The sequence below is a fragment of the Pantoea sp. Morm genome, from assembly GCF_016643525.1.
Classification (GTDB): Bacteria; Pseudomonadota; Gammaproteobacteria; order Enterobacterales; family Enterobacteriaceae; genus Pantoea; species Pantoea dispersa.
On record NZ_VOQX01000020.1, the window covers coordinates 31339 to 55462 of the forward strand.

Below are 24124 nucleotides of genomic sequence, written 5' to 3' on the forward strand. Positions count from 1 at the left end.
ACAGCGTAACGATATAAGCCGCCGTTAAGGGGGAACGTATCCCCCGCGATTAATGCTCAGTCGGCAGCTTTTATTTCAGCGTACTTTTTATTTTCAGGGCGTATTCTGAACCAGATGGCATACATGGCTGGCAGGAAAACCAAAGTAACGATGGTCCCGGCAAATGTTCCGCCAATCAGCGTGTAAGCCAGGGTTCCCCAGAAAACAGAATGCGTAAGCGGTATAAAGGCCAGGATAGCGGCCATTGCCGTCAGTAATACGGGGCGGGCACGCTGAACCGTTGCTTCCACGACTGACTCAAAAGGTGTCAGCCCTTCATGCTCGTTGTGGTGGATCTGCCCTATCAGGATTAATGTGTTACGCATCAGGATCCCCGACAGCGCGATCAGCCCTACCAGCGCATTTATTCCGAACGGCTGACTGAAAAGCAGCAGCGTTGGCACAACGCCAATCAACCCCAGTGGCGCAGTCAGAAACACCATCACCATCGCTGACATTGAGCGCACCTGCAGAATGATGATCAGCAGCGTTATGGCAATCATAATCGGGAACAGCGGAGCCATTGCTTTCGTCGCTTTACCTGACTCCTCGATGGGGCCTCCTTGCTCAATACGGTAACCGGTCGGAAGCTTAGCGATAATGGGCTGTAACTGTTTCAGAATTGCCGTGGAAACATCGGGCGGCTGCATGCTGTCGGCAATATCCCCTCTTACAGTAACGGTCGGGGTACGATCGCGACGCCGCAGGACGGGATCTTCCATTCTTACCTCAACATCCCCAATCTGAGAAAGCGGAATACGCTGACCTGATGACCCTACCAGGGTAAATCCGGCTATTTTTTCGGGGTCAAGCCTGATATCGCCTGCTGCGCGCGCCATAACCTGCACGGAGCGAATATCTTCCCGAACGGACGTAATGGGAACGCCAGATAGCAGGAACTGGAGTTGCTGAGCAACAGCATTTGACGTCAGTCCTACTGCCTGAAGTCGATCCTGATTGAGTGAAAAGTGCAGCGTCGGCACGCGCTGGCCCCAATCTGTATTAACGGTCCTCATCAGGGGGCTGGCCTGCATTACTGCCTGTACTTCGCCTGCAATCTCACGCAATTTATCCGGATCGGGCCCCATGACCCGATAAGCCACCGGATAAGGGGAATACGGACCAAAGACCAGCTGTGTTACGCGAACACGTGCCTGAGGAGCCAGCCCGTCGGCGACAGCTTTACGCAGCCGGTGCTTGAGAATATCGCGAGCGTCCTGACTGTCAGTCAGGACAACGATCTTCGCAAAGGAGGGATCGGGAAGCTCAGGTGCCATTGCCAGATAGAAGCGAGGTGAACCCTGCCCGATATAAGAGGTGACAATTTTTGCCTCTTTCTGCTTCTGCAGCCAGTCCTCGATTTTCGCCGTCGTCGAGCTGGTCTGCTCAATAGAAGTGCCGTAAGGCATCTGAATCTCAATTAATACCTCCGGACGATCAGATGTCGGGAAGAATTGTTTCTTGACAAGACCCATGCCGAGAATGGCAACGGTAAAGACGATGATAACCGCCGCGGCGACGAGCCACTTCCGGGCGATAACGCGAGCCAGTAACCGGCGAAAACGGTTGTAGCGCGGCGTATCGTAGATTGCAGCGTGGCCACCAGATACCGTTTTGATCTCTGGCAGCATTTTCACGCCCAGATACGGGGTGAATACCACGGCCACTACCCACGACGCGATCAGAGCAATCCCCACTATCCAGAACATGTTACTGGTATATTCACCGGCGGTAGACTGCGCAAAACCGTTAGGCATAAAGCCCACGACCGTAACCAGCGTACCTGCCAGCATCGGAGCGGCTGTATGGCTCCATGCATAGGCTGAGGCTTTGATACGATCGTAGCCCTCCTCCATTTTTACTACCATCATCTCAATCGCAATGATGGCATCATCCACCAGAAGTCCCAGCGCCAGAATCAGTGACCCCAGAGTTATACGGTCAAAGTTCTTACCTGATGCCTCCATGACCATGAAAACGACCGCCAGCGTCAGAGGTACGGCAGCGGCTACCACCACGCCCACGCGCCAGCCCATGCTGACAAAGCAGACCACCATGACCACAAGCAGCGCAACAAAGAATTTCAGCATAAATTCATCGACTGCAGAGCTGATGTTGACTGACTGATCGGTGACTTTCGTCAGTGTCATTCCCAGCGGCATAGACGCGTTGATGCTGGCCGCTTCAGCATCAAGCGATTTGCCCAGTTCAAGCCCGTTCCAACCCTCACGCATGATAATGCCCAGCAGCAGAGTGGGCTCTCCCTGATTACGGATCAGGAAAGTCGCGGGATCCTCATATCCACGTTCTACGGTGGCGATGTCCGACAGCAGCAGCGTTCTGCCATTAACAACAACGGGCGTTTTACGAATCTGTTCAAGTTTGTTAAAAGCACCGTCAAGGCGGATAAATACCTGAGGTCCTTGAGTGTCAATTGAGCCCGCTGGCGTCAGGAGATTCTGGTTATTCAGAGCTGAAAATATGTCCTGAGGTGAAACGCCCAGCGTGGCCAGTCTGTCATGGGAAAAAGAGACAAAGATGCGTTCAGTCTGCTCACCAATGATGTTGACCTTTTTTACGCCCGGCACGTGAAGAAGCCGCTGTCGCAGTGACTCTGCATCACGCACCAGTAAACGCTGAGGCTCACCTTGTGCTTTCAGAGCAAACAGAGAGAATGTAACATCTGAAAATTCGTCATTGACCATAGGTCCCATAACACCTGCAGGCAGGTTTCTAGCTTCATCCCCCAGCTTTTTCCGCGCCTGATAGAACTCTTCCTGTACCTGTGAGGGTGGGGTACTGTCCTGCAGCCAGAGCACTGTGAACGCCATTCCCGGGCGGGTGTAAGTTTCAGTCCGGTCATACCACTTAAGTTCCTGCATACGCTTTTCAAGCGGTTCAGCAACCTGATCCTGCATTTCCTGCGCCGTTGCTCCCGGCCATGCGGTGATGATTGTCATCTGTTTCACGGTAAACGGCGGATCTTCTGCCCGGCCCAGCTCAAAAAAAGACAGGATGCCCGCAACCGTGATAAGGATGATCAGGAATAAGGTAATCGAACGCTCTCGAACAGCGAGCGCAGAGAGATTGAAACGGGCATTACTCATGCGGCTGGCCTCCGGCAATGCTGCCATCACCCTGCAGCGCAACGCGGACAGTTTCGCCCTCATGCAGAAGGTGAGCACCTAGCGCAACCACTTTATCGCCGTCACCGATCCCGCTGGTGACTTTTGCCATATCGTCACTCATGCCCTCAGTCTGGACAGCCCGCCAGGATACCCGGGCGGGCTGTCCAGTAATAACCCATACTCCCGGACCTTTGCCCTGGTCGAAGAGCGCAGCCAGGGGTACCTCCATTACCTTGCGGGAAGCTTTTCCGTCAGCGATGCGCAGTGTGACGGTAGCTCCCAGTGGCGCACTGGCCATATCGCCCTCAAGCACATAACGCGCTTCAAAGGTACGTGTCAATGGATCGGCTGCATCAGAAAGCACGCGGAGTCGTGCATTCACGGACTGATCTTTATCGCCATACAGCGTCGCTTCAGCCTGGCTTTCCGGTGCTGGCCTGAGTGTTTCAGGCAGCTGGACAAGGGCCTCACGCTGCCCTGCCCTGGCTAATCTGATCACCGGCTGCCCTGCACTGACTACCTGGCCTGGCTCAGCGAGCGTATCCATTACTACACCATCGGCGTCAGCCAAAAGCACGGCATAGCTTCTGGCATTTTGTGCAACATTTGCCTGCGCCTGTGCAGCGCTGAGATCGGCTTTTGCAGTATCTGCAGCGGCCTTTATCTGATCATAGGCTGATGCTGAAACGGCGCCTGCTGCAACAAGGCCGCGGTAACGGGCTTCATCCTGAGAAGCTTGCTTGGCGCGCGCGCGCGCGGCCATAACTGCCTGCTGCTGCGCCTGTGCCTGAAGGCTGAGATCAACAGGATCAAGTCGCATCAGCGGCTGTCCACGTTTAACTGTCTGGCCCGCATCAACGAGGCGTTCAAGAATTTTACCCTGCACCCTGAAGCCAAGGTCGCTCTGTGTGCGGGCGACAACGACGCCGGTAAATGAACGGTAAACAGCGTTTGCCGTCCCCACGCTAAAAACCCTTACGAGGGGAGGCTGAGTACGTGGATCATCGGTGGCAGAATTGTCACCGCAGGCCACCAGGGCCAACGGTAACAGGCATACAGCCAGGGCGGCAGGTTTGATCCTGAACATGGGTTACCTGAATAAAGTAAAAGGAAAGTAACCGCATTCTTATGCTAGTGACTAAAAATGTCAATAGTCACAAATTCAGGGAGCTAGGCTTCGTAAGATGAGTGAGGAAAGAAGGGCAGCAGCGGATGCAGCCGTATCAAGGTTGTACTGCAACTGAACGGGGCTGATGTAAGGTCTCATAACGAGAAAAATAGCCTGTGTTGCTTCGTCAAGGGGCGTTTTTCGCTCAAACTCTCCTGAGCTTCGTCCTTCAATAATAATATTTTCAATGAGTTGTTGAATACGTTTTTCATGTGCCTCTGCTGATGGCCACTTATCCCGAGCAGCAACGGCTGCTATGTCATAGAGCTTGCGGTCGTGAAAGAAAAGATCACTTCCGGACTCCGTTAGCGCTTTCAGCAACCGTCTCATCTTCTCAGATGCCGTCGGCGAATCGGCAATCGCGGAGTTGACAATCTCCATGATCATATCCAGACGGTTAGAGCAGATTTGCTCTCCAATCGCCTGTTTAGAATCGAAAAATTTATAGATGTATGCCTTCGAAAATCCTATGGCTTTTGCCAAATCGGATACGGTGGTTTTTTCATAACCGAAATGCCCGAAGTGTTCTGTCGCAGCTGCAACCACCTGGTCACGGATAGTATGTTCTGAAGGACCCCTGGAGGGGTGAGCAGTTGTATGTTTATTCATTTTTCCAGCTTAACGTAACAAACGTTGATTGACAACGAGTGACCTTTTGGTAATTTAGTCACAACGTAAATATATCTCAAGGAATATTCCTTGTTTCTCATACGCCCTTTTGCACTGATATTGAGCGCCAGTTTACTGGCTGGTTGCGCCGTCGGACCGGATTATCATCGCCCGGATGCACCGCTTGCGAAAAGTTACATGAATAAGTTTGCGCTCCTGAACCGAAGTGCATCCCGGCCCGCCAGTTTTGCCGTCTGGTGGGAGGGATTCAATGATCCTCTCCTGAGTAAGCTCGTTACTGACGCCCTGGCGCAGAATCTCGATCTCGCCCAAGCGACAGCCCGGATGACGCAGTCACGAGCCGGACTGGGCGCGGCCACAGCAGCACTGTTGCCATCAGGAAACGTCAGCAGTCAGGCGGCACGCGCGTATCAGTCAGCTGAAACACCACTGGGCCAGGTTCTCAGTTCAAGACCGGATTACAATCGTTACGGTAATAACTATGAAGCCGATCTCAACGCAGGCTGGGAGATTGACCTTTTTGGTGGTCTGCGTCGCGGTCGCGAGGCTGCTCTGGCTGACTATCAGGCCTCTGAAGCGGGAGTAATCGCCACCCGCCTTGCTGTAGCCGCTCAGACGGCTGATATATATATCACCCTGCGTGGATTACAGGCCAGACTGGAAATCGCTGAAAAACAGGTCCGGACGCAGCAGGAACTTCTGGAAAAGGTGAAACTGCTTCAGACTGAAGGGCTGGCTCCTGGGTATCAGGTTCGACAGGCTGAAGGGGCTCTGGCACAGGTTCAGGCAACCGTGCCGGTTCTCCAGACAGCACTCGATGCCGCAATGAATGCGCTGGACGTAATGCTTGGAACGCCTCCGGGATCTCACCGCGGGCAGTTAGCGTTGCCGGCAGCCATTCCGCAAGCTCCACAAATAACCTCTACAGGAACGCCTGCCGACCTGCTACGCCGCCGACCTGACATTATCGTATCAGAGCGTAATCTGGCGGCATCAAATGCGCGTATAGGGGTTGCCGTGAGCGAGTATTATCCAAAGTTTACCCTCAGTGCCTTACTCGGCAGCGCAACATCCGTGTCGAGCGGTAATCTTTTCTCGGGTGGGGCCAGCCAGGCTGCCGGCGTGCTGGGGCTGCGCTGGCGGCTTTTCGATTTCGGACGTATCAATGCGCAGATAGACCAGGCGAAAGGACGGGAGGCGGAAGCGCTTGCCGCTTATCGCCTGACGGTATTGCGTGCCAGCGAAGAGGTTGAAAATGCTTTCTCGTCTCTGATCAACAGTGAAATGCAAACCACCACACTATCCAGAGGGGTAACCGCACTGTCCGATGCCCGTCAGTCGTCTTTCATCGCATGGAAACAGGGTACCGCAAGCCTGATAGACGTTTTACATGATGAAGAAAGTCTTCTTCAGGTTTCAGACGCAAGAGCACAAGCTCAGACCGAAAGCGCGCGTGCAGCAGTAGCCGCTTTTCGGGCGCTTGGTGGAGGATGGCAGCCACCTGAGATGAACAATAACGCATCCTGATATTTTAAAGGATATTAATCCAGCTATGCCTGCATCAAAGGCAAACTTTCTTACTGATAAAAAGCGGTATGGGGCTGTGGCCCGGGTGATATATGCGCAGGATAGGATTTATAGGTCTCAATGCATTATCTGAAAGCATCATCATGGCAATTTTCCGCGCCATGCCTGAAATGCAGGTGTTCCTTTACCCCTCCGACTGCAGTCGCGTTCAGAAACTGGCAACTGCATATCCCTGCTGGACGCTTGATGACTGCCAGTCTCTTTCAGAGGAAACAGAAATAATCATCCTCAGCCCCTCTCACTGTAATTTAAATTCAATTTCGCAGAGTCTGCACCTGCGTTCTGTTCATACTGTTGTTTCGCTAATTCCGGATATATCGGTTCAGCAATTACGCCTTTTTTTCAGACATCCAGACTGCATCAGGATGTCGATGATTACTCATTCAGAAAATAACAAACCAATTGTTGCTCTCACTGAAAATAACCATTACTTCGAGCATTTTCTTTGGCAGACTGGATTCTTGCCTGTAGCAACAAGCGAAGATCAGTTTGATTTTATACTGCGATTAGCGGGTTAAATCTCAGTAAAGTTATGAAAAATCCAAATCATTTATTAAATAATTTGAGCAGTAAATAAACTGTTCTGAAAATTTTTGAGTACGTGAGTTAGCTGCTATTACACCACAATCATTTCTGGAGTTATCAATATGAAGAATACAAGCACAGAATGGGTACTGATTACTGGGGCCTCCGGTGGGTTCGGCGAAGAATTTGCCCGCCAGTTTGCTGCTCAGGGAAGAGCGGTCATTCTGGTAGCAAGAAGACTAGATAAACTGAAATCCCTGGCTCAGGAAATACGTGAGCGTTATAACACTGATGTAATTGTTGAGCAGGTTAATCTTGCTGATCTGGATTCAGTCAGGGAACTTCATCAGCGTTTAAAGGCACAGAATATCCAGGTCGAAACTCTGATAAACAACGCGGGTTACGGGCTTCAGGGGCGTTTTCTTGATCATTCTCTTAATGAGTCACTGGATATGATTAATCTCGACATTGCCAGTCTAACCGCGATTACCCGACTTTTTGCAGAAGATATGCGGAAGACCGGAAAAGGTCGAATTTTGATGGTTGCAAGCCTGCTGTCTTATCAGGGTGTTAAAAACTTTGCTGTGTACTCAGCAGCAAAATCTTACGTGCTGAGATTTTCGGATGCTCTGCACCGCGAAATGAAATCCGAGGGGATCACTGTTACAGCTCTGTGCCCGGGTATGTCTGACACAGGCTTTGCTGAAGCAGCTCAGCAAAAGCTTACCCCCATGCTGAAAAGTGCCATGATGAAGCCAGCACCTGTCGTTAAAGCGGGTATTCGTGCTCTTGAGACCGGAAAGATGAGCGTTGTTCCTGGCGCAGGTAACAAAGCAATTACCTTTTTAATCTGGGCAACACCACGCTGGATACATCAGACTATCATGGCTCGGGTAATGGGCGTATAAAACCTGAATTCAGGCTGTGCCCAAAATACCTCAGCGTAAGCGGATAACCTCTGGCCCGGCCCTTTAAAAATTTTATTACGTGGCTCCTTAAAAAGCCCCCCTGAGCTACTGCGCGATATTTATATTTTGAAAAAAACTTGGATTTCATAATAACATGATCAGCTCATTGCCTTATTTTCATAACAGCAATGAGCACCTTCAATTTTGATGAAAAGCTCTTATTAGAATGCATGCCAGGTTTATGATACCAGAACTAACGAAGCCTACGAAAGTCGGTAAAGCGTGGGCGTCATAAAACATCAGCACTTCGTAATTATTAGCAGTTTGTATAAGAAGATATTGCTGAAACACACAGTATTAATAACAGGGGGATTTAGCACTGCATTCATTCAGGACTTATGCATTCAAAAAATAAGCCGCCCCGGGCGGCTTATAATTATTTACGAGCTTGATCTGTGTCGTGACACTTTTCGCAAGCTGTCATTATTATCTCTGTCGCGAGGCCGGGTGCCATCGCCGCGTTTGGGAGCGACTCTGTCTGGACTGGGCGACTATCAGGCGATCTTCAATGGTCCCTTTTTTCAGACGTTTTCAGAGATGAATAACTTGGTATTCATCTGTTTTTAGCGAGCCTCTATCTTACTCTTCTGGATAGTGCTCCTCCTGCGCGCCATCTGCCAGGACATCGTTTCTAAGCTGTCAGTTGAAAAGAGCGCTGATAAATCAACCTCTTCACCAGTAATTATTATTTTTTTGCAGAAAATGTTTGATAGTTTTCAGGAGTAATAAGCTGATAAGGTACCCAGTTAAGCGTCTGTACCTTTTGCTTATCCAGCAGCGCCTTAGTCACCCTGACCGCACCCGTAGCCTGCCCCCTTGCATCCTGAAAAATGGTAAGCGCCATTTTGCCATTTTTGATAAATTGCTGCCCGTCAGGGGTTCCGTCAATGCCGGCTACAAGAATTTTGTCGTTTTTCGCCTGGCTTAGCGCCATGATTGCGCCGATCGCCATCTCATCGTTATTTGCCGCAATGGCGTCAATCGGACGCTGATTCAACAGCCAGCCTGAAACCACATCTACCGCTTCGTTACGCTGCCATTTTGCCGTCTGCTTCTCAATAACTTTCATATCTTTATATTTGCCGATAACCGCTTCTACTGCTCGGGTGCGCTCACGTGCCTCTTCATTTGAGAGGGCGCCCATAAGAATGGCCACGTTGCCTTTGTAGTTCATTTTTCTTGCCAGCGCTTCCATCTGCATCTCACCGCCCAGCGCCGAATCGGAGCCTACATATGCCATATCACCAGGCAACTTGACTTCAGGTTTGCGGTTCACAAAAATCAACGGGATACCGGCATTTTTTGCCGCGTTGATCATTGGCAAGACACCCTGAGTATCAACAGGATTGAGGATAATGGCATCGACCCCCTGATTGATAAAATCATCCACTTGCTGCACCTGCAGCGCCACATCGCCTTTAGCATCAACAAACTGCCCGTTGAGTTGATTCGATTTAAGCTCCTGCTGCATCTGGGTACGCAGGATCGAAACAAAGTTGAGATCGAAGTTTGCCAGTGCCACGCCAACCGTATAGGTTTTGGCGCTGACGCTAATACTGAGCAACAGCGAGATGAGACAAAGAAAAAGGTTTCTGATGTTCATAATGTATTCCTGTAGGGTTGCGATTATTTTTTTCAGAAATTTTTAACGTCGGGCAACAGGCAAATACCCGACAGTCAATGTTTACAACGTGAAGTGATCGCGGAACTGCTGAAGCGCAGCCGTGCTGTCACCGCTGGCCCAGCCTTCCATTGCGACAGTGCCGTTATAACCTATCTCCTGCAGCACGCGGGCAATAGCGCGGTAGTTGATTTCTCCCGTTCCTGGTTGCTGACGTCCTGGTACATCGGCAACCTGAATTTCCCCAATTGCTGGACCGCAGCGCCGCAGCAGTTCAATCAGATTGCCTTCACCAATTTGTGCGTGATAAAGATCGAGGTTCATTTTGAGGCCCGCACTGTTGACCGCCTCGACCAGCGCCAGCGTCTCAGAGGCGAGGGCAAAGGGTGTACCTGGATGATCAACCGGCAGGTTGAGATTTTCGAGAGTGAACACTTTTCCCGCGCGTTCGCCAATTTGTGCGATCTGGCGCAACGTATCAGCGGCCTTCAGCCACATCGCGCCAGTCACTGTGGTCACGGGTTTGACTGGCAGGCCGCGATCGTCAAGACCCGTACCATGCAGATTAAGAACCGGGCAGTTGAGCCGGGCCGCCACCCCCAGTGACGCTTCAGCGCTTTGCAGCAGCTGCTGGATTTCCGCATCGTCGATGAGATTGCCGCTCAGATAACCGGTTATGGAAGTAAAGCGCGCGCCGGTCTCCGCCAGTGCATCGAGATCCTTGTTGGCCCAGCTCCAGATTTCAACGCCAAAACCCAATTCGTGAATGCGTTTTACGCGCTCGATAAACGGCAGTTCAAGAAATACCATTTCAGCACATACGGAGAGTTGATAACCGGCCATCATTGCCCTCCCAGTTTGATGGGCTGGTTGCGCTTAACAGACTCAATGCTAGCCAATGCAATTTCCAGCGCATTACGTGCATCTTCGCCGGTCGCGCGTGGCGTCTCACCGCTGCGCACAGAGCGAGCAAATTCAGTCATTTCCGCCACATAAGCGTCGCGCAGTAAATCTGAATCGAGCCGCGAGGTCTCGATTGCTATACCACTTGTGGTATAGCGAACGCAGTGATTGGCATTGATATGGCCCGCCTGCAGCATGCCTTTGCTGCCAAAGACCTCGCCGCGAACGTCATAGCCATATACCGCCTGAAAATTCGCTTCGGCAGTCGCGATAGCACCATTATCGAAGCGAATCGTCACGACAGCGGTATCCAGCAGCCCCTTGTCTTTAAAATCGGGGCGTACCAGCGCATCGGCCAGCGCATAGACCTCAACCGGCTTCGCGCCATGATTGAAGTGCAGCAGCGTGTCAAAATCGTGAATGAGCGTTTCGAGGAAAATCGTCCATTGCGGAATTGGCGCTGGATCGTGCAGGACCGGATCACGCGTTACCGAGCGGCTGAGCTGGGTAATGCCGTTGTCACCGTTTTTCACGGCTGCAATCGCCGCTGCAAACCCGGAGTCGAAGCGACGATTGAAGCCTACCTGCAGCACTACGCCCGCCTGTTTTACGGCAGCAATGGCGCGATCCGCTTCCTCCAGCGTAACGGCCATCGGTTTCTCACAAAATACATGTTTACCGGCATTTGCGGCAGCAATCACCCATTCGGCATGGGTACGCGCCGGAGCAGCGATGGCAACAGCATCAATTTCAGCATCCTGGAGAAGCGTATGCAGATCGCTGTACGTTTTGCTGACGCCCAGCCGTGTGGCCAGCTTTTTCGCTGCGCCTGGAAACGGATCGGCGACCGCCGCCAGGGTAGCGCCGGGCACGCGATACGCCAGGTTTTCGGCATGGAAACTGCCCATACGGCCTGCGCCGATTAACCCTACACGCAATATTTTCTGGTTCATAGTAACTCCTTGTTATTTCGCTTTTGCCCACGCGGGCGAGGAAGGTTGGTGATTAGATCGCTGCGCCTCTGCGGCGAAACGACGAGATTTGGAGAGCATCAGCGGCTCAATATGCTCAAGAGAAACGCCCCGGGTTTCCGGTAAAAAGCGACGTACAAACCAGTACGCCACCAGACACCCCATCGCGCACAGCATCAGCGGGAAGGCGCCGTGAAAATGCTCCATCAGCATCTGACTGCGATTCATCATCGGAAAGCTCTGGGTCACGATAAAATTCGCGACGTACATAGAGGCAAACGCAAAGCCCATCGCCACGGCGCGAATGCGGTTTGGAAAGATTTCAGAGATCAGCAGCCAGGCACCAAGGCTCCATGACAGGCCAAAAATCAGGACGAAAGCCACCAGCCCCACCACCGGCAGGATCCCACCCGCCTCGGTGATAAATGCCCAGGCGGTAAACATCAGACAGAGCGCGCATCCCAGCGCCCCCCAGCGCAGCAGCGGCGTTCGCCCTGTGCGGTCGATGGTGCTCAGGCAAACAGCCACGCCGACCAGCAGTGCCAGGCCAAGGAAGATGCTCTGGAACAGCGATGCCTGCGTACTGCCGGCGATGTTTTGCAGCAGTGATGGCGCGTAATAGAGAAGAATGTTGATACCAGAAATCTGCTGCAAAATAGCGATGGCGCAACCAATCAGCAGAATATAGCGGGCACGCGCATCGCGCAGGATGCCGCGCTGGCTGCAGGAAACGTTGTCCTGCTGGTTTGCCGTCAGGATCTCCTGCAGCAGCCGTTCAGCATGCTGCGCATTTGAAAGGCGGGTCAGCACTTCGCGAGCACGTTCTGTTTTTCCGTTTAACGCCAGCCAGCGCGGTGACTCTGGCATAAACGGAACCAGCAGGAGGAACAGCGCGCAGGGCACCACGCCAGAGGCCAACATCCAGCGCCAGCCCTCGTTGACTATCCACTGATGCGACATACCGCGCGCGATCAGGTAGTTAACGATATAGACCGCTACCTGTCCGCCGACCATCAGCATCTGCTGCAGGCCCAGCATGCGACCGCGCCAGTCTTTTGGGGAGATTTCGGCGATATATAACGGCGTGATTGCCGAAGCCATTCCTACTGCCAGGCCGCCCACCAGGCGCCAGATAACAAAATCTGTCAGTGAACTGGCCAGCGCAGCACCAATCGCTGAGAGCGCAAAGAGTATGGCAGTCACGATCAGCGTGGATTTACGGCCAATACGATCGGAAATAAAGCCAACGCACCATGCGCCAGCGATACAACCGAGAATAACATTAGATACCGCCCAGCCACTTTCCCAAGGCGTCAACGCCAGATGTTCTGTCAGCGGTTCAATCACGCCCGATATTACCGACGCGTCATACCCCAGAATTACGCCGCTAAGCGAAGCGATGGCACAGATAAACAGAATCAATAATAAATTATGTTTGCGCATAAAGACTTATTTCCCTTATCTCACATTCAGATCACCTGTCTGCCTGGTACTGTGCAAATGCAATGCCAACAGAGATTTGGGTAATAATGTGAGCGTCCGCACGGCGCTAGCTCACAAACCGGCAACAAAATTTACATGTCAACTTTACATGTCAATAAAATGGACATTTCGTTCAGCGTGAGCCATCGATGAAACAGCAACGGTTACTGAGAGATGAGAGCGATGCGATTTTTAGCCTGCCGGACAGGGCGGAGGCCGACAGCTGGGATGCGCTGTTATGGCTGAGCTGGCAGTGCTTTGTGCAAGGTGAAGAGCCGGCAACACTGCGGCACAGCATTCTGCAGTCATGGCAGCGTTCGCAGCAGCGGTCAATCGATCCACACAGCTTTGTCTATACTGCCCCGCCCGCGGATGAGCTGGCCGCCATCCTTGAACACAACGCCGAACTGATTCTGGTGGCGCGCAGCATCATGGAAAATTTGCTGGCTTATAATCCGGACGGCCATATCAACCTGACCGACGCACAAGGCATCACGCTGCATTTTTGCGGCGCGGACCTGACGCCGGTTGGCAGCATTCTGCGCGAAGAAGTACTGGGTACCAACTGCACCGCGCGTTGTCTGATTGAGCAACGGCTCGTGTATGTGCTGAGCGGCGAAAACTGGAAAATCGACCTGCGCAAACGTCGTCGTCAGTGCGCCGCAGCACCAGTACGCGACGCCAGCGGCCAGTTAATGGGCGTGCTGACCCTGACGGCCACGCCGGATAACTTTAACGCGCACACCCTTGGCACAGTACAGGCGGCGGCGGAAGCGGTCGGGCAGCAGCTCATGCTGAGGCGCTTGCTGGCGGAACAGCAGTCAATCCTGGAAACCCTGAATGAAGGAGTGATTGTCTGTGATAAACAGGGTCGCATCAAAACGCTTAACCGCTATGCGCGCCAGATTTTCAACGGGATTGACCGGCAGGACAGGCCGATTGACGAACTGCTTCGGCCGCAGGGGAGATCGCTGCTGACCATGCCGTTCTGTAATGACCGCGAGCTGCAGTTTATGCCGGAAGGCCTGCCCCCTCTCTCTTGCCTGATTTCTCTGATGCCCGCGCCAGATGGCGGCCGCGTCCTCTCTCTGCGTGAAAATCAGCGTATCCGCGCAATTACGCGCAAGGTCATGGGCGTAAGCGCCAGTTACACTTTCGAAATGATTCGCGGCGGTGCGCCGCGCATGCAGCAGGCGATTCAGAAAGCACGCGCCAGCAGCCGCACTGACAGCACGGTGCTGCTGAGCGGCGAAAGTGGGACTGGCAAGGAGCTGTTTGCCCAGGCGATTCACAATGCCAGCCCGCGCCAGCAGGAAGCCTTTATTGCCCTGAACTGTGGTGCCTTGCCGCGCGATCTGGTGCAAAGCGAACTCTTTGGCTATGCAGACGGCGCCTTTACCGGTTCACGCCGAGGCGGCTCCGCAGGTAAATTTGAACTGGCTGACGGCGGGACTCTTTTTCTGGATGAAATTGGCGAGATGCCGCTCGAAGCTCAAACCAGCCTGCTGCGCGTACTACAGGAGGGCGAAGTGCTGCGCATTGGCGCAGCACATCCGGTAAAAGTTAATGTACGCATTATCGCGGCCACGCATCGCCACCTGCTGGATGCCGTAGAGAAAGGCGATTTTCGTCGCGATCTTTACTACCGTTTGAACGTCATCTCCCTGGAAATCCCCCCGCTGCGTGACCGTCGAGAAGACATTCCGGAGCTGGTCAATACCTTTGTTCAGGCGCTTTGTACGCGTCTGAAGCGCATTCCGCCTGCAGTCGTGCCTGATGCGATGGCGTGTCTGCAGGCCTGGGAATGGCCAGGCAACGTACGCGAGCTGGAGAATGTGATCGAGCGCGTCGTCAACCTTTGTGAAGGGTTGCAAATCAACCGTGCCGATCTCCCCGAGTCGGTGCAGGCGTCGCAAACGACGGATGGGCATAAGGATGAGAATCTATCTCCTTCTCTGCAAGATATGGAACGCGCCTGTATTATGCGGGTGATTGATAAACACAATGGAAATCTGCGTCAGTCTGCCCTGCAGCTTGGGATATCCCGCACGGCGCTTTACAACAAGCTCAAAGCCTGGAACATCGACTTGCGTACGTTTAGAAAAACTGCTCGTTGAACCGTTTATTGATGAGGATAAAGACGCCTGTAGCAAAAGTTGAGAAAACCATACGCCCTCTGACAACAAGACCTTTTTACCTCTGACTCTGCTTATAATCAGCGGCCCCCTACCCTAAGAGTGAAGAGAATGATGCACCACTACCCACAGCGAGGATAGATCATGGGAAACCAAGGATAGGGCAAATGCTGTCCAGACTGACCTGGTGACCAGGTATCGATCCAGACACGCTTTCTGGGGAGCCTGGAAGCTATGTCAGCCCCCATGATTAAGCCCAGATGCTTAATGATGTTCTGCCGGTAGCGAAGCAAACATCGACAAACGCGTCTGTCCGCTTTGTGCCAGAAGCGGACGCTCACGTCCGTTCTTGAAATATTGGCCCGATAATTCAGCGTTACATTTTCCGGTTAATACGCAACGCATCTGCAACGAGTGAAAAGGCCGGAGAGGGTTGTTTACGGCTGGGATAATAAAGATAGTAGCCGGGAAAAGGACGGCACCATTCTTCAAGGACCCGGATTAGTTTTCCTTCCCGCAGATGTGTGCCGAACTCCTCTTCAGGTAAAAAGGCAATGCCCAGTCCGGCAAGAGCGGCGTCAACGACGTGTTCCGATGTGTTAAACGTCAGTTGGCCTTCAACCCGAACGTGAAATTTGCCATTTTCCTGCTCAAACTCCCAGGCGTAAATTTTCCCGGATTGAACCATGCGTTCATTAATACAGCAGTGTTGCATCAGATCGCGTGGCGTCTGAGGGGCGGCGTACCGGGCGAAATACTCAGGGGAAGCTACAGCGGCCATGCGCAGCTTCGGGCCAATGGGTAAGGCTATCATATCCTTGTCGATAGTGTCTCCGAGCCTCACACCGGCATCAAAACGATCCGCAACGATATCCCGGAAGCCGTGGTTGGCATCAAACTCAATATGGATATCCGGATATTCACGTAACAGTGGTGTCAGCTTTGGCAACAGCGTGGTCTTCAGAACATTGGGGCCACATGTGATGCGGACGGTCCCCGCGGGTTTATCACGCAATGCCGTTAGCATGTCCAGCTCGGCTTCAATCTCATCAATACGATGGCCTACAGACTGCAGCAGGCGCTCCCCGGCAGCCGTCACTGACACGCTGCGCGTGGTCCTTGTCAGCAGGCGGATTTGCATCCGTTCTTCCAGTCCTGATATCGCCTGGCTCAGTGCGGGTTGGGTCACCCCAAGCTGCGCGGCAGCGCGTGTAAAACTCCCTTCCCGTGCCACGGTAATGAAAGAGAGTAAGTCGTTGAGATTGCGTCTGGCCATGTTCGTTTCCGATCTATTTATAAATTTTACTTATAAGGTCATTAAGCATTCATTAGCTAGTTAACCCACTGCCTATTGGTAACAATAATGCGATGAAAAAGTCAACACTAACCCTTATGCAAAACGCCTGCCGCAGAACGTCACTGTTGCTACTTCTTGCCGGCCTGCTTTACATCACACAGTCCGCGATGGCGGGTGACAACGCGCGGGGAATGACACAGGAGACGCTTATGAAAATTGAGATCATTGTGGAGGGAGAAACTGCCACCGGCACCCTCTTTGATACGCCAGCAGGCCGGGACTTTGCGTCTCTGCTTCCCCTCAGCTTGACGCTGGAAGACTATGCCGATATCGAGCGCATAAGCAACTTGCCGCGCAGGCTTTCTGCGGCACAGGCACCAGACGGCATGACGCCGGAAGCAGGAGATATCACTTACTACGCGCCCTGGGGCAACCTGGCGATTTTTGTCCGGGGCAGGGATTACGCCCGTTCACTGATCCCGTTAGGGAAAGTTGATTCCGGACTGCCGGTCCTGCAGCGCCACGGACCTCTTGCGGTGCAGATCAGGGTCGCCAACTGACCCACAGCATCTTCCGCACCGCGATTATTCCTCTCTTATCACCGTCCCGTATGCCGTTTCAGCTCTTCCTGCAGCGCTGAAGGCTTCGCGGTGAAGACTTCATGTTGTCTACAAAATAGAAATCCCTGAATGAGTAATAAGACAGACGAGAACAGAAAAAAAACTACCGGAAGCGGGAAACAGCCCGCGCACTGGAGTGGTGTCTTTGCCATGACGCTGTGCGTCTTCGCCCTGATCGCCTCCGAATTTATGCCGGTCAGCCTCCTGACATCTATGGCGCAGACCCTGCGTGTCACCGAAGGTATGGCCGGACAGGGCATCGCTATTTCCGGGACATTTGCAGTGGTAACCAGCCTGTTTATTTCCGTGCTGGCAGGCACGCTTAACCGGAAAACGCTGCTGCTCGGCCTGACCTGCATTATGGCAATTTCCGGTGCTGTTATTGCGCTGGCACCCAATTACCTAACCTATATGGCGGGTAGGGCCCTGATTGGCATTGTGGTCGGCGGGTTCTGGTCGATGTCGGCCGCGACGGCAATGCGTCTGGTCCCGGCGCATCGTGTTCCGCTGGCACTGGCTATTTTCAACAGCGGCAATGCTCTGGCTACCGTCGTGGCTGCCCCTCTGGGCAGTTGGCTCGGATCGGTGGTTGGCTGGCGGGGGGCCTTCTTCTGCCTGGTGCCGGTCGCCATCATCGCGTTTGTCTGGCAATTACTCAGTCTGCCTTCCATGCCGATCACACGTCAGGCCGCGGCTTCCCGCAACGTATTCATGCTGTTTCGTCGCCGGGTGGTCACGCTGGGCATGCTGGGTGTGGGGATCTTCTTTATGGGGCAATTCACGCTCTTTACCTACATCAGGCCTTTCCTTGAGACGGTGACGCGGGTGGATGCTGCAACGGTGACCCAGGTCCTGCTGGTTATTGGTGTCGCGGGTTTCATCGGCACTACCCTGATTGGCCGGGTACTGAAACGCGGGTTCTACCCGACCCTGATTGCCATCCCGGTGTTGATGGCCATCACTTCGCTGTCACTGATTGCCTTCGGCAGTCATGTAGCCATCGTGACGGCGCTACTCGGGCTGTGGGGGCTGATTTCCACTGCCGCACCGGTGGGATGGTGGGCATGGGTTCCGCGTACCTTCCCGCAGAATGCCGAAGCGGGCGGCGGACTGATGGTGGCTATGGTGCAGCTGTCCATTGCCCTCGGTTCGACAGTGGGCGGCCTGCTTTTCGATCATTACGGCTACCAGAGCACTTTCCTGGCCAGCGCCGCGATGCTGATTATCGCAACCGTACTGATCTTTCTGACCTCGCGGGCAGACACTTCTGCCGCAGACCATTCATAAACCCAGGAGTAATGCCATGACAGTTAAAGCTTACGGTGCCCATGCGGGAACACTGCCGCTGGAGTCGATGGATATCACCCGTCGCGCCCCCGGTGCTCATGATGTGCAGATTGATATCGCGTATTGCGGTGTCTGCCACTCGGATATCCACCAAGTACGCGCTGAATGGGCCGGAACGCTCTATCCCTGCGTTCCTGGACATGAAATTGTCGGTCATGTAGTGGCCGTTGGCGATCACGTCTCCGGTTTTCGTGCCGGGGATTTGGTGGGGGTCGGCTGCATTGTTGACAGCTGCAGGCACTGCGGTGACTGTGACGACGGGCTGGAGAACTACTGCGACCATATGACGGGGACATACAATTTCCCAACGCCGGATGCACCGGGCCACACGCTGGGCGGATATTCGCAGCAGATTGTGGTGCATGAACGGTACGTCCTGCGCGTTACTCACCCGGAAGCGCAGCTGGCCGCCGTGGCACCGCTGCTGTGCGCGGGGATCACAACTTACTCCCCGCTGCGTCACTGGCAGGCGGGTCCCGGCAAAAAGGTCGGGGTGGTCGGTATCGGCGGGCTGGGGCATATGGGGATCAAGCTGGCGCATGCCATGGGCGCGCATGTGGTGGCCTTTACCACGTCTGAGTCAAAACGAGACGCCGCCAGAGCGCTTGGTGCAGATGAAGTTGTGGTCTCCCGCCATGCCAGCGAAATGGAAGTCCATGCTAAGAGCTTCGATTTCATCCTAAACACCGTTGCTGCGCCGCATAACCTCGATGTTTTCACCGCTCTGCTGAAACGCGACGGCACGATGACCCTGGTGGGTGCGCCAGCCACGCCGCATGACGCGCCAGAAGTGTTCAGCCTCATCATGAAGCGCAGGTCGATTGCCGGGTCGATGATTGGGGGCATTCCTGAAACGCAGGAGATGCTCGATTTCTGCGCCCAACACGGCATTGTCGCCGACATTGAGCTTATTCGAGCCGATCAGATTAACGATGCCTATGAGCGCATGCTCAGGGGCGATGTGCATTACCGGTTTGTCGTTGATAACGCCACCCTGGCTTAATAATAAGGAGACCATCATGAAAAAATTTACGTTAGCGCTGGGGCTGTTGATCAGTGCATTTGCTTCCTTTGCGGCGGACATGTCCCGTGGGGCCGATAATTTCTATAAAAGCGATAAGGTGACGCAGCAAAAAGTCACCTTTAAAAACCAGTATCAGATGGCCGTGGTCGGCAACCTGTTTATTCCGAAAACGATGGGCCAGAAAACCCGACACCCGGCGATCGTCGTTGGTCATCCGATGGGAGCCGTTAAGGAACAGAGTTCAAATCTTTATGCGCAGAAGCTGGCGGAGCAGGGTTTTGTCACGCTGGCTATCGATCTCTCTTTCTGGGGAGAAAGCGAGGGCAAACCGGGGCACCTGATTTCACCGGAAATCTACACAGATGATTTCAGCGCTGCGGTTGATTATCTGAGTACGCAGCCGTTTGTCGATCCGGATAACATCGGTGTGCTGGGTATCTGCGGCAGCGGAAGTTTTGTTATCAGTGCCGCCAAGATTGACCCGCGTATGAAAGCCATTGCCACGGTCAGCATGTATGACATGGGGGGTGCGTTCCGTAATGGTCTTAATCATTCCCAGACGGTAGAGCAACGTAAGGTCTTTATCCAGTCAGCCATTGAGCAACGGTTAGCCGAGTTTAAAGGTGGCGAGACGGCTTATATCCCTGGCACCGTAAACAAACTGGATGACTCCACACCGGATATTCAGCGTGAGTTCTTTGATTTTTACCGCACAGAACGCGGCGGTTACACCCCGCAGGGTCAGAAAGAAGAACTAACGACGAAACCGATGCTGAGCAGTATTGGCAAGTTTATGAACTTCTATCCGTTCAACGATATTGAAACCGTCTCTCCGCGCCCGATGCTGTTTATTACTGGCGATCAGGCACACTCAAAAGAGTTCAGCGAGGACGCTTTCAAACGCGCCGGTCAGCCTAAAGAACTGTACATCGTACCGGGCGCAGGGCATGTCGATCTGTATGACCGTACCGACCTAATCCCTTTTGACAAGCTGACAGACTTTTTCCGTAAAAATCTGAAATAACGTGTCCAGTTAAGGATCATCTCACATGAACTACAAACATCTTGGTCGTACCGGATTGCGGGTGAGCCGCATCGGTCTTGGCACCATGAATTTTGGTGAGCTGACGGATGAGCCGAGCAGCTTCAGGATCATGGATGAAGCCGTGGATGCAGGTATCAACTTTTTTGATACCGCTGACGTCTATGGCGGGCCGCAGTCACCGGATATGGCAAAGGGTTACGGAACATCCGAAGAAATCATCGGTAACTGGTTAGCGCGCAGTGGTCAGCGTGACCGGATAGTGCTGGCTACGAAAGTTTACCAGCCGATGGACACGGGTCCGAACGATAAATACCTGTCTGCCTACCATATCTGCCGGGCCTGTGAGGCCAGCCTGAAAAGGCTGAAAACGGACCATATCGATCTCTATCAGATGCACCATATCGACCGGAGCACACCCTGGGAGGAGATCTGGCAGGCCATGGAACAGCTGATCCGTGAGGGTAAAATCAGCTAAGTGGGCAGCAGTAACTTTGCCGGCTGGGATATTGCCACTGCACAGTGTAAGGCTGACGCGCGCAACCTGCTGGGGCTGGCATCGGAACAGAGCCTGTACAATCTGACCCAGCGTACGGTTGAACTGGAGGTCATTCCGGCGCTGCGTCATTACGGCATTGGCCTGATTGCGTGGAGCCCGGTCGGGATGGGGATGCTGGGTGGCGTGCTGAAGAAAATTACCGGCGGCCGCCGGGCAACACCGCAGATGCAGGCACAAATCAACCGCCTGCGGCCGCAACTGGAGGCCTGGGAAACACTGTGTGATGAGCTGGAGGAAACGCCATCAGACGTCGCGCTGGCATAGCTGCTTCAGAACCCTGTGGTTAGCGCCGTGCTCAGTGGTCCGCGTACCGTTGAACAGCTCCGTCAGAATCTGAGTGCCCTGACGCTGTCTCTTTCAGACGATACGTTCAAAAGGCTGGATACCATCTGGCCGGGACCGGGCGGTGAGGCACCTGAAGCTTACGCGTGGTAAACGGTTATCAGTGTTAACAATTGCCGGCCTTCGGGTCGGTGATTACATTATTTAGGCGAAATTTATTTATTAACTGAAGATGTTGTACTTTTCCTTAATTCTAAGATGTCCGCTTCTCGCTGAAAGGAGACACTATTTTTCAGCTTCCTTTTGATATACAGGGTCGTCGCTCCCTGTAATACTCGCGCAACGCTTCTGACTGCTGACGCCCGACCTCTGCCGCGTTCACCGGCAGATTCAGGCGTTCTTTGTACATAACACCGGCTGCGGCTAAATCCACGTTGATCCGATCGCGCTCTTCCCGGGGCCGGGCGGCAAGGTTATGTGACATGATAATCCCTCCGGACAAAATTATACCGCCTATGCTGAATAGCAGGAGGGGCTTATGTGTGGACGATTTGCGCAGTACAGCAGCAGAGATGACTACTTTGACGCTCTGGGTATCGGCCCTGAAGAACTGACCCGGGATGCTGAGCCCATTGGCCGGTACAACGTGGCGCCGGTAACTAAGGTTCTGTTGCTCAGTGAGCGCGACGGCGATCTGAAGTTTGACCCCGTTTACTGGGGCTATGGTCGGGAGTGGTGGGATAAGCCTCTGCTCATCAACGCCCGCAACGAAACAGCTGCGACAGGGCGTATGTTTAAGCCTTTGTGGGAGCACGGCCGTGCTATTGTGCCGGCATCAGGCTGGTTTGAGTGGAAAAAAGACGGCGACCAAAAACAGCCCTATTTTATTTATCAAAGGGACAAAGAACCGTTGTTCTTTTTGGCCATCGGGAAGCCGCCTTTTGAACGGGAACACGGGCAGGAGGGTTTTGTCATCGTCACCGCTGCCAGCAATCAGGGCATGGTGGACATACACGATCGCCGCCCTCTTGTCCTCAGGGCGGAAGCGGTCCGGGAATGGCTGAGTCAGGACACTTCACCGGCGCGCGCTGCTGAAATTGCGCATAACAGCGCGCTGCCTGAAAGCGACTTTACCTGGCATCCGGTAGCGACAAAAGTCGGCAACGTTCACAATCAGGGGCCTGACATTATCCGGTGCATTAACGGCAGCTGACTGGCGCCGGTACGGGCTACAGTTTATTTACCCCTGGTGAATAAGGAGAAGATAATCCCGTACCGGCACCGGTTAATTTAGCACAGCGGCGCCCTGTCGCCATCGCCCGGTGCGGCAGCGTCTGATTCGGCCCGCGTCCAGATGGCATGACGGGTCAGCCAGAATCCGGATGAATGAAACACTATCCCCAGTTGCTCAGCCAGCGTCTGCGTCACCGGCAGTCGCCCCGCCAGAAAAGCCCGGGCGATATCGCTGTCCAGCCCGCTGCGGTCACACAGCTGCGTCACGGAGATATCATGCTCAGTCAGCAGATAAGCGAGAAAGCGTGCGGGAGATGTATGGCCGTCCATAGATGACCCCGGGAGGTTATTAAGAGATTTCGTCCAGATTAATGCGCTCCGTCCGGTCTGCACAACGGGTCCGGAAAAAATACCTGCCGTTAACTGCCTGCCCGCAACGCTCGCCGCAGTCACGGCTGAGGCGTACCGCAGCAGCGCGAGGAACGAACAGCCGTGGCGAGGAAGCGTCACGTCACCGATGCCCGCAAAGACTGCTTACGCTCCGGTGCCGGGATCAGGAAAGAAAGATAAAGGAGCCCGACCGCGGAAAGCCAGGCTGCTGATGTACAGCCCGGAAACGCTTCCGTACGTTGCCCGGGCCCGGTATCAGCATAGATGCCCAGAGAGTGTGCGGCAGAAAATATTTTTTCCCCGCTCTCAGCCACATAAATCCGTTTCCGGACGTAACTGCCGGACTGCCTCTTACCAGATAAATGCCACTCAATAACACTGTGCATATAAACAGTATTATCAGAGGGGAATTTTATGCACCAATTACATACAGCCCTCACCTTTACTACCGCAACGGCCACCCGGAGTTTCCAGTGAAACCGGCAGCGTACAGCTCCGGCCTGATGCTGCTCTGGCCACCCATCTTTACGCCGCGCGTACGGGTCCCGCTCTTTGCGGATCCATGTGCCGCCGGATTTTCCTCTCCGGCTCAGGATTATGTCTAGTCCGAGCTCGACCTGAACGAACTCTGCATCCGCCGGCGTGCCTCAACCTTCTTTGTGCGCGCCAGCGGCAGCAGCATGGAAGGACTGGGGTTGTATGACGGCGACGTCATGGTGGTTGACAGGGCCGAGGAGGCATCGCACGGCGATGTCGTCATTGCGGAGGTTAACGGGGAATTCACGGTCAAACGCCTGCAGCTGCATCCCCGGCTCGCCCTGCTGCCCATGAATCCGGCTTACTCCACCATTTACCCTGAGGAGCTGCAGCTGCTCGGCGTGGTGACCTGGTTCTTCAACAGCACCCGCGCGCGCCGGAGGTAAGCATGCCCATGTTCGGACTGGCCGACGTTAACTCGTTTTACGCCAGCTGCGAGGCGCTGTTTCGCCCGGACCTGCGCGGTAAGCCGGTGGTGGTGCTCAGCAACAACGACGGCTGCGTGATTGCCCGCTCAGCGGGCGCGAAGCTCCTGAGCATAAAAATGGGTGCCCCGTGGTTTCAGATTAAAAATGAAGGATATTCTGATAAAATACATGTGTTTAGCTCGAATTACGCCTTATAGTAAGTTAAGTG

Annotated in this window: 19 protein-coding genes and 3 pseudogenes; 12 read left to right on the forward strand and 10 right to left on the reverse strand. The window is 53.7% G+C overall.

Going from position 1 to position 24124, the window contains the following annotated elements; genetic code table 11:
• Positions 1-56: 56 nt before the first annotated feature.
• The 3 genes from FT726_RS09540 to FT726_RS09550 all read right to left on the reverse strand — a co-directional run bounded on the left by FT726_RS09540 (position 57) and on the right by FT726_RS09550 (position 4944).
• Entirely contained in the window at positions 57-3146 is a 3090-nt protein-coding gene (locus FT726_RS09540) for an efflux RND transporter permease subunit (protein ID WP_346302727.1), read from the reverse strand.
• Positions 3139-4254: an efflux RND transporter periplasmic adaptor subunit gene (locus FT726_RS09545; protein WP_346302728.1), complete on the reverse strand. Its 1116-nt coding sequence runs from the start codon at positions 4252-4254 to the stop codon at positions 3139-3141. Before FT726_RS09545 ends, FT726_RS09540 begins: the two co-directional genes overlap by 8 nt.
• Positions 4255-4329: 75 nt before the next feature.
• Positions 4330-4944, reverse strand: coding sequence for a TetR/AcrR family transcriptional regulator (locus FT726_RS09550; RefSeq protein WP_346302729.1), 615 nt, complete (start codon positions 4942-4944; stop codon positions 4330-4332).
• 90 nt (positions 4945-5034) lie between these two features.
• Between FT726_RS09550 and FT726_RS09555 the strand changes: the two genes are divergently transcribed.
• The 3 genes from FT726_RS09555 to FT726_RS09565 all read left to right on the forward strand — a co-directional run bounded on the left by FT726_RS09555 (position 5035) and on the right by FT726_RS09565 (position 7985).
• A complete protein-coding gene (locus tag FT726_RS09555; protein WP_346302730.1) occupies positions 5035-6492 on the forward strand; it encodes an efflux transporter outer membrane subunit in 1458 nt (485 codons plus the stop codon).
• Positions 6493-6584: 92 nt separating this feature from the next.
• Positions 6585-7070: a hypothetical protein gene (locus FT726_RS09560; protein ID WP_346302731.1), complete on the forward strand. Its 486-nt coding sequence runs from the start codon at positions 6585-6587 to the stop codon at positions 7068-7070.
• 129 nt (positions 7071-7199) lie between these two features.
• Positions 7200-7985 carry an SDR family oxidoreductase gene (locus tag FT726_RS09565; protein WP_336699713.1) on the forward strand — a complete coding sequence of 262 codons (786 nt, stop codon included), beginning with the start codon at positions 7200-7202 and terminating at the stop codon, positions 7983-7985.
• A 745-nt stretch (positions 7986-8730) separates the two neighbouring features.
• Here FT726_RS09565 and FT726_RS09570 read toward each other — a convergent pair.
• From FT726_RS09570 to FT726_RS09585, 4 genes are all read right to left on the reverse strand, one after another.
• Complete coding sequence (locus FT726_RS09570) at positions 8731-9648, reverse strand: substrate-binding domain-containing protein (protein ID WP_346302732.1); 918 nt, start codon at positions 9646-9648, stop codon at positions 8731-8733.
• A gap of 81 nt (positions 9649-9729) precedes the next feature.
• On the reverse strand, positions 9730-10509 hold the full coding sequence (locus FT726_RS09575) for a TIM barrel protein (RefSeq protein WP_336699925.1): 780 nt from the start codon (positions 10507-10509) through the stop codon (positions 9730-9732).
• On the reverse strand, positions 10509-11522 hold the full coding sequence (locus FT726_RS09580; protein WP_346302733.1) for a Gfo/Idh/MocA family oxidoreductase: 1014 nt from the start codon (positions 11520-11522) through the stop codon (positions 10509-10511). Before FT726_RS09580 ends, FT726_RS09575 begins: the two co-directional genes overlap by 1 nt.
• Positions 11523-11534: 12 nt before the next feature.
• Positions 11535-12983: a sugar porter family MFS transporter gene (locus FT726_RS09585; protein WP_346302734.1), complete on the reverse strand. Its 1449-nt coding sequence runs from the start codon at positions 12981-12983 to the stop codon at positions 11535-11537.
• Between the two features lie 188 nt (positions 12984-13171).
• Here FT726_RS09585 and FT726_RS09590 point away from each other — a divergent pair, with 188 nt between their 5' ends.
• Entirely contained in the window at positions 13172-15139 is a 1968-nt protein-coding gene (locus FT726_RS09590) for a sigma 54-interacting transcriptional regulator (RefSeq protein ID WP_346302735.1), read from the forward strand.
• A gap of 394 nt (positions 15140-15533) precedes the next feature.
• On the opposite strand, the gene FT726_RS09595 is transcribed toward FT726_RS09590, so the two are convergent.
• Positions 15534-16433, reverse strand: coding sequence for a LysR family transcriptional regulator (locus FT726_RS09595; protein WP_346302736.1), 900 nt, complete (start codon positions 16431-16433; stop codon positions 15534-15536).
• Between the two features lie 230 nt (positions 16434-16663).
• On the opposite strand from FT726_RS09595, the gene FT726_RS09600 reads away from it, so the two are divergent.
• The 5 genes and pseudogenes from FT726_RS09600 to FT726_RS09620 all read left to right on the forward strand — a co-directional run bounded on the left by FT726_RS09600 (position 16664) and on the right by FT726_RS09620 (position 21481).
• Complete coding sequence (locus FT726_RS09600; RefSeq protein ID WP_346302737.1) at positions 16664-17014, forward strand: cyclophilin-like fold protein; 351 nt, start codon at positions 16664-16666, stop codon at positions 17012-17014.
• Between the two features lie 129 nt (positions 17015-17143).
• On the forward strand, positions 17144-18361 hold the full coding sequence (locus FT726_RS09605) for an MFS transporter (protein WP_346302738.1): 1218 nt from the start codon (positions 17144-17146) through the stop codon (positions 18359-18361).
• A 16-nt stretch (positions 18362-18377) separates the two neighbouring features.
• A complete protein-coding gene (locus tag FT726_RS09610) occupies positions 18378-19424 on the forward strand; it encodes an NAD(P)-dependent alcohol dehydrogenase (RefSeq protein ID WP_346302739.1) in 1047 nt (348 codons plus the stop codon).
• A 16-nt stretch (positions 19425-19440) separates the two neighbouring features.
• A complete protein-coding gene (locus tag FT726_RS09615) occupies positions 19441-20469 on the forward strand; it encodes an alpha/beta hydrolase (protein WP_346302757.1) in 1029 nt (342 codons plus the stop codon).
• A 25-nt stretch (positions 20470-20494) separates the two neighbouring features.
• Positions 20495-21481 (forward strand): annotated as a pseudogene (locus FT726_RS09620) (aldo/keto reductase).
• Positions 21482-21620: 139 nt separating this feature from the next.
• On the opposite strand, the gene FT726_RS09625 reads toward FT726_RS09620, so the two are convergent.
• The gene (locus FT726_RS09625; RefSeq protein ID WP_346302740.1) at positions 21621-21812 is read right to left on the reverse strand and encodes a DNA polymerase III subunit theta; all 192 of its coding nucleotides are present in this window, start codon (positions 21810-21812) and stop codon (positions 21621-21623) included.
• A gap of 54 nt (positions 21813-21866) precedes the next feature.
• Between FT726_RS09625 and FT726_RS09630 the strand changes: the two genes are divergently transcribed.
• Positions 21867-22541 carry an SOS response-associated peptidase family protein gene (locus FT726_RS09630; protein ID WP_346302741.1) on the forward strand — a complete coding sequence of 225 codons (675 nt, stop codon included), beginning with the start codon at positions 21867-21869 and terminating at the stop codon, positions 22539-22541.
• A 77-nt stretch (positions 22542-22618) separates the two neighbouring features.
• Here the strand turns inward: FT726_RS09630 and FT726_RS09635 are convergent, their stop codons facing one another.
• Positions 22619-22891, reverse strand: a complete 273-nt coding sequence (locus FT726_RS09635) for an XRE family transcriptional regulator (protein WP_346302742.1) — start codon at positions 22889-22891, stop codon at positions 22619-22621.
• A gap of 563 nt (positions 22892-23454) precedes the next feature.
• Here FT726_RS09635 and umuD point away from each other — a divergent pair.
• Both umuD and FT726_RS09645 read left to right on the forward strand, forming a co-directional pair.
• Positions 23455-23874 (forward strand): annotated as a pseudogene (gene umuD, locus FT726_RS09640) (translesion error-prone DNA polymerase V autoproteolytic subunit).
• 8 nt (positions 23875-23882) lie between these two features.
• Positions 23883-24110: pseudogene (locus FT726_RS09645) on the forward strand (DNA polymerase V subunit UmuC); the annotation flags it as partial.
• Between the last annotated feature and the right edge of the window lie 14 nt (positions 24111-24124).

Bases quoted from the DNA above. Each gene is read 5' to 3' on its own strand.
- FT726_RS09570 (WP_346302732.1), bottom strand. From the start codon at position 9,648: ATGAACATCAGAAACCTTTTTCTTTGTCTCATCTCGCTGTTGCTCAGT.
- FT726_RS09540 (WP_346302727.1), bottom strand. From the start codon at position 3,146: ATGAGTAATGCCCGTTTCAATCTCTCTGCGCTCGCTGTTCGAGAGCGT.
- FT726_RS09610 (WP_346302739.1), top strand. From the start codon at position 18,378: ATGACAGTTAAAGCTTACGGTGCCCATGCGGGAACACTGCCGCTGGAG.
- FT726_RS09630 (WP_346302741.1), top strand. From the start codon at position 21,867: ATGTGTGGACGATTTGCGCAGTACAGCAGCAGAGATGACTACTTTGAC.
- FT726_RS09550 (WP_346302729.1), bottom strand. From the start codon at position 4,944: ATGAATAAACATACAACTGCTCACCCCTCCAGGGGTCCTTCAGAACAT.
- FT726_RS09575 (WP_336699925.1), bottom strand. From the start codon at position 10,509: ATGGCCGGTTATCAACTCTCCGTATGTGCTGAAATGGTATTTCTTGAA.
- FT726_RS09595 (WP_346302736.1), bottom strand. From the start codon at position 16,433: ATGGCCAGACGCAATCTCAACGACTTACTCTCTTTCATTACCGTGGCA.
- FT726_RS09560 (WP_346302731.1), top strand. From the start codon at position 6,585: ATGCGCAGGATAGGATTTATAGGTCTCAATGCATTATCTGAAAGCATC.
- FT726_RS09635 (WP_346302742.1), bottom strand. From the start codon at position 22,891: ATGGACGGCCATACATCTCCCGCACGCTTTCTCGCTTATCTGCTGACT.
- FT726_RS09580 (WP_346302733.1), bottom strand. From the start codon at position 11,522: ATGAACCAGAAAATATTGCGTGTAGGGTTAATCGGCGCAGGCCGTATG.
- FT726_RS09600 (WP_346302737.1), top strand. From the start codon at position 16,664: ATGAAAATTGAGATCATTGTGGAGGGAGAAACTGCCACCGGCACCCTC.
- FT726_RS09625 (WP_346302740.1), bottom strand. From the start codon at position 21,812: ATGTCACATAACCTTGCCGCCCGGCCCCGGGAAGAGCGCGATCGGATC.
- FT726_RS09565 (WP_336699713.1), top strand. From the start codon at position 7,200: ATGAAGAATACAAGCACAGAATGGGTACTGATTACTGGGGCCTCCGGT.
- FT726_RS09605 (WP_346302738.1), top strand. From the start codon at position 17,144: ATGAGTAATAAGACAGACGAGAACAGAAAAAAAACTACCGGAAGCGGG.
- FT726_RS09545 (WP_346302728.1), bottom strand. From the start codon at position 4,254: ATGTTCAGGATCAAACCTGCCGCCCTGGCTGTATGCCTGTTACCGTTG.
- FT726_RS09585 (WP_346302734.1), bottom strand. From the start codon at position 12,983: ATGCGCAAACATAATTTATTATTGATTCTGTTTATCTGTGCCATCGCT.
- FT726_RS09615 (WP_346302757.1), top strand. From the start codon at position 19,441: ATGAAAAAATTTACGTTAGCGCTGGGGCTGTTGATCAGTGCATTTGCT.
- FT726_RS09590 (WP_346302735.1), top strand. From the start codon at position 13,172: ATGAAACAGCAACGGTTACTGAGAGATGAGAGCGATGCGATTTTTAGC.